11 protein-coding genes are annotated in these 14,261 nt (G+C 69.5%); 7 read left to right on the top strand and 4 right to left on the bottom strand.

The annotated features are described in order from the left end of the window. Position 1 precedes the first annotated feature (1 nt). The 5 genes from JOD67_RS17345 (at position 2) to JOD67_RS17365 (ending at position 7,396) form a co-directional block, all read left to right on the top strand. A complete protein-coding gene (locus JOD67_RS17345) occupies positions 2 to 3,544 on the top strand; it encodes a hydantoinase B/oxoprolinase family protein (RefSeq protein WP_205118640.1) in 3,543 nt (1,180 codons plus the stop codon). A 10-nt stretch (positions 3,545 to 3,554) separates the two neighbouring features. Beyond that, entirely contained in the window at positions 3,555 to 3,995 is a 441-nt protein-coding gene (locus tag JOD67_RS17350) for a pyridoxamine 5'-phosphate oxidase family protein (RefSeq protein ID WP_205118641.1), read from the top strand. A 3-nt stretch (positions 3,996 to 3,998) separates the two neighbouring features. Then, entirely contained in the window at positions 3,999 to 4,514 is a 516-nt protein-coding gene (locus tag JOD67_RS17355) for a 3'-5' exonuclease (RefSeq protein WP_205118642.1), read from the top strand. Positions 4,515 to 4,616: 102 nt separating this feature from the next. Further along, positions 4,617 to 5,630 carry a DUF389 domain-containing protein gene (locus tag JOD67_RS17360; RefSeq protein ID WP_205118643.1) on the top strand — a complete coding sequence of 338 codons (1,014 nt, stop codon included), beginning with the start codon at positions 4,617 to 4,619 and terminating at the stop codon, positions 5,628 to 5,630. Continuing rightward, complete coding sequence (locus JOD67_RS17365) at positions 5,627 to 7,396, top strand: proline--tRNA ligase (protein ID WP_205118644.1); 1,770 nt, start codon at positions 5,627 to 5,629, stop codon at positions 7,394 to 7,396. The genes JOD67_RS17360 and JOD67_RS17365 overlap by 4 nt, the downstream gene beginning before the upstream one ends. 228 nt (positions 7,397 to 7,624) lie before the next feature. Here JOD67_RS17365 and JOD67_RS17370 read toward each other — a convergent pair whose 3' ends face one another. The 3 genes from JOD67_RS17370 to JOD67_RS17380 all read right to left on the bottom strand — a co-directional run bounded on the left by JOD67_RS17370 (position 7,625) and on the right by JOD67_RS17380 (position 11,494). Then, positions 7,625 to 9,259 (bottom strand): tannase/feruloyl esterase family alpha/beta hydrolase, encoded by a 1,635-nt coding sequence (locus JOD67_RS17370; protein ID WP_205118645.1) that lies wholly within the window; start codon positions 9,257 to 9,259, stop codon positions 7,625 to 7,627. A gap of 71 nt (positions 9,260 to 9,330) precedes the next feature. After that, positions 9,331 to 9,726: a VOC family protein gene (locus JOD67_RS17375; RefSeq protein WP_205118646.1), complete on the bottom strand. Its 396-nt coding sequence runs from the start codon at positions 9,724 to 9,726 to the stop codon at positions 9,331 to 9,333. A gap of 76 nt (positions 9,727 to 9,802) precedes the next feature. Next, on the bottom strand, positions 9,803 to 11,494 hold the full coding sequence (locus JOD67_RS17380) for a tannase/feruloyl esterase family alpha/beta hydrolase (RefSeq protein WP_205118647.1): 1,692 nt from the start codon (positions 11,492 to 11,494) through the stop codon (positions 9,803 to 9,805). A gap of 97 nt (positions 11,495 to 11,591) precedes the next feature. Between JOD67_RS17380 and JOD67_RS17385 the strand changes: the two genes are divergently transcribed. Together JOD67_RS17385 and JOD67_RS17390 are read left to right on the top strand one after the other, a co-directional pair. Next, positions 11,592 to 12,224, top strand: coding sequence for a LysE family translocator (locus JOD67_RS17385; RefSeq protein WP_205118648.1), 633 nt, complete (start codon positions 11,592 to 11,594; stop codon positions 12,222 to 12,224). Continuing rightward, positions 12,221 to 13,033: an AraC family transcriptional regulator gene (locus tag JOD67_RS17390; protein ID WP_205118649.1), complete on the top strand. Its 813-nt coding sequence runs from the start codon at positions 12,221 to 12,223 to the stop codon at positions 13,031 to 13,033. Before JOD67_RS17385 ends, JOD67_RS17390 begins: the two co-directional genes overlap by 4 nt. Here the strand turns inward: JOD67_RS17390 and JOD67_RS17395 are convergent. Then, a complete protein-coding gene (locus JOD67_RS17395; protein WP_205118650.1) occupies positions 13,026 to 14,087 on the bottom strand; it encodes a hypothetical protein in 1,062 nt (353 codons plus the stop codon). The genes JOD67_RS17390 and JOD67_RS17395 overlap by 8 nt on opposite strands. Positions 14,088 to 14,261 lie beyond the last annotated feature (174 nt).

Consider the following 14,261-nt stretch of genomic DNA (forward strand, 5'->3'; position numbering starts at 1 on the left):
CATGGGCTGGCAGTTCTGGGTCGATCGCGGTGGGACGTTCACCGACATCGTGGCCCGGCGGCCCGACGGAGCGCTGGTCACGCACAAGCTGCTCTCGGAGAACCCGTCCCGCTACAACGACGCCGCGGTGGCCGGGATCCGTTCCCTGCTTGGGTCTTCCGGCGACATCGAGGTCGTGCGGATGGGCACGACGGTCGCGACGAACGCGCTGTTGGAACGCAAAGGTGACCGCACGCTGCTCGTCATCACGAAGGGGTTCGGCGACGCGCTCCGGATCGGGTACCAGAACCGGCCGCGCATCTTCGACCGGCACATCCAGCTGCCGGAGCTGCTGCACGAACGCGTCGTCGAGGTGGACGAACGGATCACCGCCACCGGCGAGGTGCTGCGCCCGCCGCGGCTGGACGCGCTTCGGCCCGAGCTGGAACGCGCGTACCGCGACGGCATCCGCGCGGTCGCGGTCGTGTGCCTGCACTCGCACCTGTTCCCTGCGCACGAGCAGGCGGTCGGTGCGCTGGCCGCAGAGGTCGGCTTCCCACAGGTCTCGTTGTCGAGCGAGGCCTCGCCGTTGCTGAAGCTGATCCCGCGCGGCGATACCGCGGTGGTCGACGCGTACCTCTCGCCGATCCTGCGCCGGTACGTCCGGCAGGTCGCAGACGAGCTCGCGGGCGTGCGGCTGATGTTCATGCAGTCGAACGGCGGGCTCGCCGAGGCCGGGCACTTCCGCGGCAAGGACGCGATCCTGTCCGGGCCGGCGGGCGGGATCGTCGGCATGGTGCGGATGTCTGCCCTTGCTGGGTTCGAGAAGGTGATCGGGTTCGACATGGGCGGGACGTCGACGGACGTGTCGCACTACGCGGGCTCGTACGAGCGCGTGTTCAACACCCAGGTCGCCGGCGTGCGGCTGCGGGCGCCGATGCTCGACATCCACACGGTCGCGGCGGGCGGCGGGTCGATCCTGCATTTCGACGGTTCGCGGTACCGGGTCGGGCCGGACTCGGCGGGCGCTTCGCCGGGGCCTGCTTGTTACCGGAACGGCGGGCCGTTGACGGTGACGGACGCGAACGTGATGCTCGGCCGCATCCAACCGGCCTACTTCCCTTCGGTTTTCGGTTCGTCCGGTGATGAGCCGCTCGACGCCGAGGTCGTGAAGGTGAACTTCGCCGCGCTGGCTGAGGAGATCGGCGATGGCCGTTCGGCGGAGGAGGTCGCCGAGGGGTTCCTGCGGATCGCGGTGGCGAACATGGCGAACGCCGTCAAGAAGATCTCGGTGCAGAAGGGCCACGACGTCACCGAGTACGTGCTGACGACGTTCGGCGGCGCGGGCGGGCAGCACGCGTGCGCGGTGGCGGACTCGTTGGGGATCCGTACGGTGCTGGTGCCGCCGATGGCGGGAGTCCTGTCCGCGTTGGGGATCGGGCTCGCGGACGTGACGACGATGCGGGAGCAGTCGGTCGAGCAGCCGCTGTCCGCTTCGCTCTCCCGCGTGGCGGAGGTGGCCACGGAGCTGGAGGCCGCGGCTCGCGCGGAGCTGCTGGCGGAAGACGTACCGGCCGAGCGCATCGAGGTGACGCGGCGGGTGCACCTGCGCTACGACGGGACGGACACCGCGGTCCCGGTGGCGCTCGGGTCGCTGCGGTCGATGATGGCGGAGTTCGAGGCGGCGTACCGGCGGACGTACTCGTTCCTGATGGACCGCCCGCTGGTCGCCGAGGCCGTGTCGGTCGAGGCGGTGGGCCGCACGCCCCAGCCGGATCTCGCGATCGCGCCGGAGGCTGTCGACGCCGAGGCCGATTCGGTGCGGCGGATGTACGCGGGCGGGGAGTGGCGGGACGTGCCGTTGCGGCCGCGGACGTCGCTGCAACCCGGCGACCGCGTCGACGGACCGGCGATCGTCGCCGAGGACAACGCCACCACCGTCGTCGAGGACGGCTGGTCCGCGACCGTCACCGACATCGGTCACCTGGTCGTCGAACGCGTGCGGTCCCGCGCCGACGTCGAACGGATCTCGACCGAGGTCGACCCGGTCCTGCTGGAGATCTTCAACAACCTCTTCATGTCCATCGCCGAGCAGATGGGCGCGCGCCTCGAATCGACCGCGCAGTCGGTGAACATCAAGGAGCGTTTGGACTTCTCCTGCGCGCTGTTCGACCCCGACGGCAACCTGGTCGCGAACGCGCCGCACATGCCCGTGCACCTCGGCTCGATGGGATCGAGCGTGCAGGAGGTGATCCGGCGGCGGGCCGGTGCGATGCAGCCGGGCGACGTGTACGCGGTGAACGACCCGTACCACGGCGGCACGCACCTGCCCGACGTGACCGTGGTGACGCCGGTCTACTCGCCGTCGGGGTCGCAGGTGTTGTTCTACGTCGCGTCGCGCGGACACCACGCCGAGATCGGCGGGCTCACTCCCGGCTCGATGCCGGCGTTCTCTCGTACGGTCGACGAGGAGGGCATCCTCTTCGACAACTGGCTGCTGGTGTCCGACGGCCGGTTCCGCGAGGCCGAGACGCTCGAGCTGCTGACGTCCTCGTCCTACCCGTCGCGCGCGCCGCAGACCAACCTCGCCGACCTGCGGGCGCAGATCGCGGCGTCGGAGAAGGGCGTCGAAGAGGTGCGGCGGATGATCGAGCACTTCGGGCTCGACGTCGTGCAGGCGTACATGCGGCACGTCCAGGACAACGCCGAGGAAGCTGTTCGGCGAGTTCTGTCAACGCTGCAAGGAGGTTCGTACCGGTACGAGCACGACTCCGGCTCGTTCATCGAGGTGCAAGTACGGGTTGACAACGCCGAACGGACGGCCGAGCTCGACTTCACCGGGACGTCGCCGCAGGTGTCGACGAACTTCAACGCGCCCGCATCGGTGGCCACGGCGGCGGCGCTGTACGTCTTCCGCACGCTCGTCGACGACGACATCCCCTTGAACGACGGGTGCCTGCGGCCGCTGCGGTTGGTCGTGCCGGCGGGGACGTTCCTCGCACCGGCGTACCCGGCGGCCGTCGTCGCGGGCAACGTCGAGACCTCGCAGGCCGTGACGGGCGCGCTGTACGCGGCGCTCGGCGTGCAGGCCGAGGGCTCGGGAACGATGAACAACGTGACGTTCGGCAACGCGCGGTACCAGTACTACGAGACGGTCGCGTCGGGCTCGGGCGCGGGGGAGGGCTTCGACGGGGCGCCGGTCGTGCAGACGCACATGACGAACTCCCGGCTGACCGATCCCGAGGTGCTGGAGTCGCGGTTCCCCGTGCTGGTGCGGTCGTTCGTCGTGCGCCGGGGCTCTGGCGGCCGCGGGCGGTGGCGCGGTGGGGACGGGGCCGTTCGGAGGCTGGAGTTCCGCGAAGCGATGACGGTGTCGACGTTGTCGTCGCACCGGCGGGTGCCGCCGTACGGGCTGGCCGGCGGGTCGCCGGGCGCGCTGGGGCGGAACTACGTGGTGCGCGCCGATGGTACGGAGGTGTCGATGGCGGGCGCGGACTCGGTGGACGTCCAGCCGGGTGACGTGCTCGTGGTCGAGACTCCTGGCGGTGGGGGATACGGGCAGTAGGGTCGGAGTCGTGGCTGATCTCTCCGATGTGGTGAAGGTGGGTTCGGGCGACTCCTACCTCGCGGTGGTGTCGACGACGCGGCGGGACGGATCCGTTCTGTCCACAGTGATCAACGCGGGCGTAGTCGCGCATCCGTCGACCGGGGAACAGGTCGTCGGCGCGGTGCTCGTGGGCGGAGTGCGGAAGATCGCGCACCTGCGCGAGCGGCCGCGGCTGACCGTGACGTGGCGGGCGGGCTGGTCCTGGGTGACGGCCGAGGGCCCGGCGGAGCTCATCGGTCCGGACGATCCGTACGACGGCGTCGATGCCGAGCGGTTGCGGCTGTTGCTGCGGGAGACGTTCGCCGGTGCGGGCGGGACGCACGACGACTGGGACGAGTACGACCGCGTGATGGCCTCGGACCGTCGCGTCGTCGTGCTGGTGACGCCGGACCGGATCTACGGCAGCTAGGCCGTGTACGCGGTCGTCGACGTCGAGGGGAACGGGCAGTCTCCGCCGGATCTCGTGGAGATCGCGGTGGTGCCGGTGTCCGCTTCGTTGGAGATCGGCGACTTTCGTTCCTGGCTGGTCCGGCCGCCGCGGCCGATCACGGCGGTGGTGACGTCGAAGGTGCACGGGATCACGAACGACGACGTGGCGTCCGAGCCGTCGTGGGCGTCGGTGGCTGACGAGGTCGCGGCGGCGCTCGCCGGGCGGGTGCTGGTGGCGCACAACGCGTCAGTCGAACGTTCCGTCCTCGCCCGCCACCTGCCGTCGTACGCGCCGTCCGAGGTGATCGACACGCTCGCGCTGGCACGCCGCACCTGGCCCGAGCTCGCCGGCCACGGCCTCGACGCCCTGATCCGAGCGCGCGGGATCCGCATGAGCACCCGCTACGGCCAGCGGCACCGCGCCGGGTATGACGCCCACGCCACCGCCCTGATCTTCCGCCAGCTCCGCACCGACAACCTCACCCTCCTCGACGGCTGAAGCTCAACTGTGGGGTTCTGGTAGCGACACGCTGGCGTGTCGCTACCAGAATCCCACAGTTTGAGGGCACCCGTGATCTGTCGCGCCCGCTAGCGTGGGTCCGTGCTCCATCTCCGCGTCACGTCCCCGCCCGACCGGACCGAGGCCGTCCTGCACCTGCTCGAGACCTGCCCGGGCACGGCGCATCTCGCCGTGCTCGAGGGCGCCGCCAGGCTGCCCGCCCACGGTGACCTGGTGATCGCGGACGTCGCGCGCGAGTCGGTCGACGAGCTCGTCGAGAACCTCCGCGAGCTCGGCATCCACCAGAACGGCGGCATCGCGATCGAGGTCCTCGACACCGTGATCTCCGACGCCGCCGAGAAGGCGGAGGACGACGCGCCGGGCGAGGGTGCGGACGCCGTGATCTGGGAGGAGGTCGTACGCCGCACCAGCCAGGACTCGGTGCTGTCGTGGACGTACGTCGTCTTCCTCTTCCTCGCGACCACGCTCGCCGCCATCGCCGTGATCCTCGACTCGGCGATCCTGGTGATCGGCGCGATGGTCGTCGGCCCGGAGTTCGGACCGATCGCCGCGATCGCGGTCGGTTTGGTGCACGGCCGGATCGGACTGCTGCGGACCTCGTTCGTCACGCTCGTGGTCGGCTTCGTGATCGCGATCGTCGGCACCACCCTCCTGTGCCTGATCGCCTGGGCCGTCGGCTGGATCGGCCCCGAGGTCTTCGACGGTGAACGGCCGCTGACCGGGTTCATCTGGCGACCGGACAAATGGTCCTTCGTGGTCGCGTTCATCGCCGGTGTGGCCGGCGTCGTCTCGCTCACGTCCTCGAAGTCCGGGGCGCTCGTCGGCGTGTTCATCTCGGTCACCACCGTTCCCGCCGCCGGCGACTTCGCCCTCGCGCTCGCGTTGGGCAACGGCCGTGAGATGGGCGGCTCGGCGACCCAGCTGGGCGTCAACCTCACCGCGATGGTGCTCGCCGGGGTGCTCACCTTGGTTGCCCAGAAGCTGCTCCGCCAACCGTTCCAATCCATCAGGGATCGAATCCCCATGGGGACCGACGCGTCGCGCTCGGTATCCTCAGCAGCTTCACCCGTTCGTACTGAGGAGAACCAGCCGTGATCTCGCGGATGTCGTCGCTGTTCCTGCGTACTCTGCGCGAGGATCCGGCCGACGCTGAGGTGCCGAGCCACCGGCTCCTGGTACGTGCCGGCTACATCCGGCGGGTCGCGCCGGGCATCTACTCGTGGCTGCCACTGGGTTGGCGTACGTACCTGAACGTCGAGCGCGTCGTCCGCGAGGAGATGGACGCCGCCGGCTTCCAGGAGGTGCACCTCCCGGCGCTGCTGCCGCGCGAACCGTACGAGCGCACCAACCGTTGGACCGAGTACGGCGACGACATCTTCCGCCTGCAGGACCGGCGGGGCAACGACTACCTGCTCGGGCCGACGCACGAGGAGATCTTCACGCTGCTGGTGAAGGACCTGTTCTCCTCGTACAAGGATCTGCCGCTCTCGATCTACCAGATCCAGTGGAAGTTCCGCGACGAGACGCGGCCCCGCGCCGGGCTGCTGCGCGGCCGCGAGTTCTCGATGAAGGACTCGTACTCGTTCGACATCGACGACCCGGGCCTGGAGAAGTCGTACGCGATGCACCGCGACGCGTACATGAAGACGTTCGACCGGCTCGGCCTCGACTACGTGATCGTGACCGCGGTGTCGGGTGCGATGGGCGGGTCGCTGTCGGAGGAGTTCCTGTCGCCGACCGACGTCGGTGAGGACACGTTCGTACGCTGCAGCACCTGCGACTACGCCGGCAACACCGAGGCCGTCGAGGTCGCGGCATCGGCCGCGCTCCCGTTCGACGACGCGCCTGCGGCGCATGTCGAGGAGACCCCGAACACCCCGACGATCGACACCCTGGTCGATTTGCTCAACGAGCGTGGCGATCTGGCACGTTCGGACCGGCCGTGGACCGCGGCCGACACGTTGAAGAACGTCGTCGTGAAGGTCTCGCACCCTGGCGGGGAGACCGAGCTGCTCGCGGTCGGCGTCCCCGGTGACCGGGAGATCGACGAGAAGCGGCTCGGCGCGCAACTGTATCCGTCCACGTTCGCGACGGTGACCGACGCCGACTTCGAGGCGAACCCCGCGCTGGTGAAGGGCTACATCGGCCCGGAGGCGTTGGGATCGGAGAAGCCGGCGGGCGTGCGCTACCTGGTCGACCCGCGGGTCGTCGACGGCACGCGCTGGGTGACCGGTGCGAACGTCGCCGGCAAGCACGTCGTCGACCTCGTCGCGGGCCGCGACTTCCAAACGGACGGGACGATTCTCGCCGCCGAGGTACGCGCCGGCGACCCCTGCCCGCGCTGCGGCAGTGAGCTGACGACCGCGCGTGGCCTGGAGATCGGGCACATCTTCGCGCTGGGCCGGAAGTTCGCCGAGGCGCTGGATCTCAAGGTGCTCGACGAGAACGGCAAGCAGGTCACGGTCACGATGGGCTCGTACGGCATCGGCGTGAGCCGCGCGCTGGCCGCGATCGCGGAGAACAACCACGACGACAAGGGCCTGATCTGGCCGCGCGAGATCAGCCCGTACGACGTGCACATCGTGGCGACCGGCAAGGCCGACGAGCCGTTCGCGGTCGCGGAGCGCCTCGCCGCTTCCCTCGACGAGCAGGGCGTCCGCGTCCTGCTCGACGACCGCCGGGCGGCGACCGCGGGGGAGAAGTTCAACGACGCCGACCTGATCGGCATCCCGACCATCGTCGTCTGCGGCCGCCGCATCGTCGACGGCCGCGTCGAGGTGAAGGACCGCCGGACCAGCGAGCGGATCGACGTCCCGATCGACGAGGCCCTCCAGCATCTCCTCGAAGCCGTCCGCGGCTGACCCGGTGCGTTGGATGAAGGGCACCTTCATCCAAACCTCGGCCGTCCCACTCGCGAGTGTGCCCCTCACCGCGGTGATCATGAACGTGATCATGAAGCCGGAGTGGTCGTATGCGCCAGTGTGGCTTCATGATCACGTACATGATCACGGGGCGGGCAGGGCGCTGCTTTGGATGAAGGGCACCTTCATCCAAACCTATTGGATGAAGGTGCCCTTCATGCAATCCGGTCAGCGGGCGATGGGGCCCGGGATCGCGTGGAGGTAGCTGCCCGCCCAGTCGATCCGGTCGTGCGTGGGCCTCATCGGCGGAGCGGGGACGAAGTTGCTCGCCTCGTCGATCGAGCCGCTGCCGTCGTACCGAGCCCGTAGCGGGTACGGGAAGACCGGCCGCGTCCGAGCCACGTTGCCCTGTTGGTCGAACGAGGTCGCGACGATCTTCCTCGGCGCGTTCCCCTCGTCCACCCAGTCCAGCAGCGCGGGGAGCGGGTCGAACGAAGGGCCGCCGGGGACCTCGCAATGCGGCTTGGCCGGCACCATGAACGTACGCATCCATCGCTGCGTCGCTGTCAAGCCGCCGTTGCGGGCGACCACACGGTCGTAGTAGTTGAGAGTTCCGACCGCCGGGATCGCGTGGTCGTTCCAACCGTGCCAGAGGATCAGCTTCCCACCGGCGCGGCGGAACTCGGACAGGTCCAGCGCCAGCGCGTTCCCCTTCACCCCCTCCGGTGTCAGTTTGTGCAGCGCGGACTGGGTGAACGCGACCGACGCCAGGGACGAGTGCGGCCTGCCGATCGGGTAGCCGACGTACCTCAGGTAGTTGTCCGGCAACGCCGACAGGAAGTCCTCGCCGTTCGGACCGGGCACGACGCTGTACACCCAGGCCAGCTCGCTGCCGCGCGTCTGCCACCCGGGGTACAGCCGCGAACCAAGCGCGTCGGTGGGTCCGGCGTACAGCTTGCGCGCCGTCGTGACCTGCGCAGGTGTCAAGCAGGACGGGAGGTCCGTGCCGGCAGGGCACCGCAGAAGGGCGGGGTCGTACGTGCACGCCCGCGGGTCCTCGAGCTGGCCGTCGACCAGACCGTCGAGCCCGTCACAGGCCGCCAGAACGGCGGCGTTCAGCGCCGGCAGCTTGTCGATGGTCAGGATCGGCTGGCCGGCGGAGTTCCTGTTCGCCTTGATGATCCACGGCATATACACGCCGAACAGCGGCCCCATGTAGTTGACCGGCGCGCCGGCGATGATGCCGTCGAAGTCGTGCGGGTAGCGCTGCGCGAGCAGCAGGGCCTCGCGCCCGCCGGTCGAGCAGCCGTTGAAGTACGAGTACTTCGGCGCCCTGCCGTAGAACGTCGCGATGATCCGCTTCGCGGCCCGCGCGACGACGTGCGGTGCGCGGTAGAAGTAGTCGTTCCGCGCGGCCTGGTCGTCCGCGGCCCAGCGGCCGTCGAACAGCTCCTGACCAGGCAACGGGCTGGTGTGGCCGTCGTTCGTCGCGCCGACCACGAGGTCGCGGCCGGGGGTGCCGCAGTTCGGGATCGCGACGTCGCGGATCAGTCCGCACAGGCCGTCACAGCCGTACTGGACGTACCGGCCGGTGTATGTGCTGAGCGGCAGCTTCAGCTGGAAGTCGACCGCCGGCGCGACGCGGCCGGTGACGGCGCAGTACGTCGTACCGTTCGCGCTGACCTCCGTGGCCGCCGTGACCACGGTCGACACACCGGGGTAGCTGCGGACGAGGTCGGCACATCGGACGACCGGCGGCACGGTGCCGCCGGACGCCACGGCCGGAGCGGACAGCAGTCCGCCGACCGCGGCGACGATCACCGCGACGGCCGCGATGGCGCGGCCGAGAGTGGAGCGGGTCATGATGACTCCTCGGGGGTGAGCAAACCTTCGCTTCACCCCTGGCGTCGAACGGCAGGCCGAGCAATCGACAGTCAGTTCTGGGAAATCATCCAGACGTGCCCGAACGGGTCGCGGAGCCGGCCGACCCGCCCGTACGGGTGGTCGTCGATCGGGTAGATCACGGTCGCGCCGGCCTTCTCCATCGCCGTACCAACCGCGTCGGCGTCGGCGACGGTCAGCTCGAGGATCACCGGCGAGCCGGCCAGGTCGGACGGGCCGACATCCGGAGTGCCCGGCTCCTCGTCCTTCAGCGTGAAGCTGACCTGGCCGAACCGCAGCTCGGCATGCACGATCTTGCCGTCGTCACCCTCGTACCTGGAGACCTCTTCGGCCCCGAACGCCTCGACGTAGAAGGCGATCGCCCGGCCCGCGTCGGCGACGATCAGGCGGGGCTGGAGGGTGCTTTGCTGCGTTGTCGTTGCAGTCATGAGCCCAGGATGGGTGCCCGCGCGGCGGCAGGGATTGGAAAAACGTGCCGCCGCGCGGGCTTCCGGGCTCCGCGGCCTACGGTCGGGCGACCGGACCGGGGACGTGGTGCAGATACTCGCCGAGCCAGTGGATCTTGTCGCGCATCGGCTTGGCCGGCTTGGCGGCGTAGAAGTTCGCCGGGTCGTCGACCGAGCCGCTGCCGTCGTACTTGGCCCGCAGCGGGTACGCGAACACCGGACGGGTCCGGGTGACCTTCTGATCGGCGTCCCTCGCGACCGCGTCGATGCGGTCGGGTGCGTCGCCGCGTTCGACCCAGTCCGTCAGGGCCTTGGTCGCGTCGAACTCGGTCAGGCCCGATCCGTCGCCGCAGTGGTACAGCGACGGGATCATGAACGTGCGTGCCCACTTCTGGGTCGCCTTCAGCCCGCCGTTGCGTTCGGTGAGCCGCTGGTAGTAGTCCAGCGTGCCCTCCGCCGGGATCGCCGGGTCGGCCCAGCCGTGCCAGAAGATGATCTTGCCGCCGGCTCGCTTGAACGCGTTCAGGTTCAGGCTGACCGCGTTCCCGCGAGCGCCTTCCGGCGTCAGCCGGTGCAGCTCGCGCGCGGTGAACTCGATGTCCTCGACCGATGAGTGCTTGGTGCCGATCGGGTAGCCGAGGTACTTCAGGTACGCGTCGCCGAGGTCGCGCGAGATGAGGAACGGCACACCGGGAATCTCGATGTGCCACGGCGCCCACGAGAGCTCCGAGCCGGGAGTCTGGCCGCCGGGGTAGAGGCGCCGGCCGTACTTGTCGCTGGGTCCTGCGTACATCTTCCGTGCCGCGTCGACCTGCGCCTTGGTCAGGCAGTCGGGTGCGTCCGCGCCCTGGCACTGGACGACCTTCGGGTCGAAGTCGCAGGCGCGCGGCTCGTCGATCTGGTTGTCGACCACTCCATCGAGCCGGTCGCACGCGGCCATCGCGGCCTTGTACAGCACGGGCAGATCCGTGTACGTCAGGATCTCCTTGCCCTGCGCGTCGCGATTGGCCTTGTACTGCCAGCTGAAGTGCATCCCGGCCAGCGGGCCGAAGTACGCGGCCGGCGCGCCGGCGACGATGCCGTCGAAGTCGTGCGGGTAGCGCTGGGCGAGGAGCATCCCCTCGCGGCCGCCGTTCGAGCAGCTGCTGAAGTAGGAGTGCTTGGGCGCTTTGCCGTAGTACGTCTTGATCAACGTCTTCGACGCGATCGAGACGACGTGCGGGGCGCGAAACTGCCAGTCGTCACGGGCGGCCTGGTTGGTCTCGCCCCACTTGCCGTCCTCTTCGCCCTCCGGCGGCGCGTTGTGGCCGTCGTTCGTCGCGGCGACCGCCATGTCGCCGACGGCCGGGCCGCAGTCGGGGAAGACGTCCCCGAAGATGGAGATGGCCCCGCAGAGTCCGCCGCAGCCGAACTGCAGGTAGCGACCCTTGTACGACTCCATCGGCAGCTTCAGGTTGAACTCCACCGCCGGGTCGACGTAGCCGGTGACGTTGCAGTGCTTCGGTTCGCTGGTCGTCGCCTCGACGACGTCCGCGTCAGTCACGTGCGTCTTGGCGCCCTTGAGCTTGTAGTCGCCGACGAGGCTGCTGCAGTCGCGGGCGGGGAGGATGACCCCACCCGCATGGGTTGCCGGAGCGGCGGCGGTGGCCGGCGCCACTCCGATCCCGACGAACGCGACCGCGAGGATGCTCACCGCCGCGAAGAGCCTTCGTACCACCGTGTTGCCTGATTTCACAGAACGTGCCCCCATCGTCACTGATCGAAATCTGTCCGAACCAGACAGCACACTAACCCGTATCGTGGGGTGGACGGAGTAGTGGCAGCTCGACCTCGAGGAGGCAGGGAGCGTGGAGTTCGCGGCGTTCGTTGCCTTCCTCTCGGTGTCGGCGGTCGTGATCGTGACGCCGGGGCCGGACACCGCGATGTCGATCCGCAACACGCTGCTGGGCGGCCGGCGGGTGGGCATCGCGACCGGGCTGGGCGTCTCGCTCGGGCAGCTGGCGTGGACGTTGGCGGCCAGTGCCGGGATCGCGGCGTTGCTGGTGGCTTCGGAGCCGGCATTCCTCGCGGTGAAGCTGGTCGGGGCGGCGTACCTGATCGTGCTCGGGTTGCACTCTCTCTACTCGGCTTGGAAGTCGCGTTCTCCTGCCGCGGTGGTGGCGGTGTCGCGTCGGCGGATGTCCTCGCGCGGTGGGTTGGGGCAGGGGGTGGTGAGCAACCTGTCGAACCCGAAGATGGCGGTGTTCTTCATGGCGCTGCTGCCTCAGTTCGTGCCGTCTGGCGGGGCGACGTTCTGGTGGTCTGCCCTGCTGGGGTTGGTGTTCTGCGTGCTGACGTTCCTGTGGCTGTGCTGTTATGCGTTCGTCGTCGCGAAGGCAGGGTCGTTCCTGCGGACGCCGCGGGTGAAGCGGGTGCTGGACGCGGTGACGGGCACGGTGCTGGTGGGGCTGGGCGTGCGGATCGCGGTGGAACGGGCATGATCTCGACCCAGCTGACCATCCCGCCTTCGTCGCCGCTGGCGCCGTTCGTGAGCTGGATCTCCTACTACGCGGGCGATCACGCGCATGGGCTGGAACGTGTGGTGCCGAACGGCTCGATGCAGCTGCTGGTCAACCTGCACGAGGACGAGTTCCGGATCTATGACGGAGCGGACCTCGGCACCGTTCGTACGTTCCCCGGCGCTGTCGTCGAGGGCGCCTCGGCGCGACCGTCGGTGATCGACACCTCGCAGCAGCGCGAGCTCGCCATCGTGGTCTTCCGCAACGGTGGTGGGTTTCCGTTCTTCCCCTCGCTGCCCGAGCTGGGGTCGGACGACCTCGTCGACCTGGGGGAGGTGTGGGGTCGTTCCGGCGCGGTGCTGCGTGAGCAGCTCCTCGAAACCCATTCTGTGGAAGGAAAGTTGCGCGCGCTCGAGGCCGCGCTGCTCGCGGCGGTGCGGCGGCCGCTGGTGCGGGACGCGTCCGTCGACCTGGCGTTGAAGGCGTTCGAGCACGGCGAGTCGGTGGCCGAGGTGACGGACCAGCTGGGCATGACGTCGAAGCGGTTCATCCGTACGTTCACCCACCAGATCGGCCTGTCCCCGAAGCGCTTCTCCCGCGTGCGCCGCTTCCAACGGACGTTGGCGTCGATCCCGTACGACCGCCCGGTGGACTGGGCGGAACTGGCCGTAGCGCGCGGCTACTACGACCAGTCCCACCTCATCCACGAGTTCCGCGACCTCGCTGGCGTCCTTCCGACGGCCTACCGTCCCCGCTCCCGCGGCGAGCAGAACCACATCCCGGTCAGCTAGCGACCAGCGTCTCCCGGCGGTCGTCGTACCGCCAAGCTGCTGTCGTGCCCTGGAGGTGGACGCCGCCGATCCATCGGTCGATGCCGTTCAGGGCAACGTGATCCGCCCGCTCGGCCAGAACGTCGCGCCCCACGTCGGTGAGCTCCACCCGACGACGATGGAAGCCTTCGGCGCTCGCGGCGAGGTCGTCGCCGCCCAGGGCCAGCAACGGCGTGGCGCCCGAGGCGAGGGTGACGAGGCGTTCGTAGCAGGGCCAGTCGCCGAGGAACGGGCGCTTCTCGCGGCGCTGCATCTCGACGAACGCCTCGCCCGCTGTGGAGGCCCCGGCCTCGACGCCGAGCAGCAGGCGTCGTTCGGTGACCGAGAGGCCGTCGGACACCGCCGGGTACTCCTGCAGCAGCCGCCCGAACGCGTCGGCCAGGAAGGGGAGCTCGTAGGACGACGTGCGGGCGATCTCGCCGAGCCCGCTCGGGTCGTCGGAGGTGAAGGCCGCCCACGCCGCGGCCGCCAGCTCGAGCGTCTCGGCCGAGATCGTCTGCCGCGTGGGCTGCCGCGAGCGCAGATCGGGATCGTGGGCGAACTCGCCGGGCGTGGCGGACGCCGTCATGATCGTGACGTTCGCCGGATCGCAACCCAGCAACGCCAAACGCCGCAGGATCTCGACGATCTGCAGCTGGTCGTACAGGTCGGACTCGAACCACAACGTGAACGTCCCGCCCACGTTCTGCGCCAGCCGGTGGTCCCGCGCCGCGAGATCCGCGAGCACCCGTTCGTAGTCGCCGAACGACTCCTCGGCGAGGAACCGCGCCCGCACCTGCCGGAGCGCGGCGTCGTCCAGCCCGCCCGGCACGGGCCCGTCGTGCAGGATGTCCCGCCACGGCAAGATCGGCTCGTCGAAGCCCGCCGCCCGCAGCGCGGACACCGTGGCGTCGCCGTTCGTCACGTGCAGCTGCGCTCGATGTTGATCGAGGTGGGAGCGGGCGGTCGAGTACGACTCGCCGGTGCGCTCCATGCGGGCGCGCACGCGCTGCTTGAAACTTGCGTCCTTGGTCATGAAGACCTGTCTCCTCCGGCCCCACGCCCGGCCACCCCCAGCGCGGCCATGCGGAAGGCCATCGAAAGACAGGCGTACAGGGAGCCAACCGAGGTCAGATCCCCTTTGCCTTCACGAAGATCCCGCTGGGGTGGATCGGGGAAGGTTCGGCGTGGTCGAGTCGCCGTACCTCAC

The sequence above is a fragment of the Tenggerimyces flavus genome (assembly GCF_016907715.1).
In the GTDB taxonomy this organism is placed as follows: Bacteria; Actinomycetota; Actinomycetes; order Propionibacteriales; family Actinopolymorphaceae; genus Tenggerimyces; species Tenggerimyces flavus.

Coding starts and splice junctions, on each gene's coding strand:
- JOD67_RS17395 (WP_205118650.1), bottom strand. CDS start 14,087: ATGACCAAGGACGCAAGTTTCAAGCAGCGCGTGCGCGCCCGCATGGAG.
- JOD67_RS17345 (WP_205118640.1), top strand. CDS start 2: ATGGGCTGGCAGTTCTGGGTCGATCGCGGTGGGACGTTCACCGACATC.
- JOD67_RS17375 (WP_205118646.1), bottom strand. CDS start 9,726: ATGACTGCAACGACAACGCAGCAAAGCACCCTCCAGCCCCGCCTGATC.
- JOD67_RS17380 (WP_205118647.1), bottom strand. CDS start 11,494: ATGGGGGCACGTTCTGTGAAATCAGGCAACACGGTGGTACGAAGGCTC.
- JOD67_RS17390 (WP_205118649.1), top strand. CDS start 12,221: ATGATCTCGACCCAGCTGACCATCCCGCCTTCGTCGCCGCTGGCGCCG.
- JOD67_RS17370 (WP_205118645.1), bottom strand. CDS start 9,259: ATGACCCGCTCCACTCTCGGCCGCGCCATCGCGGCCGTCGCGGTGATC.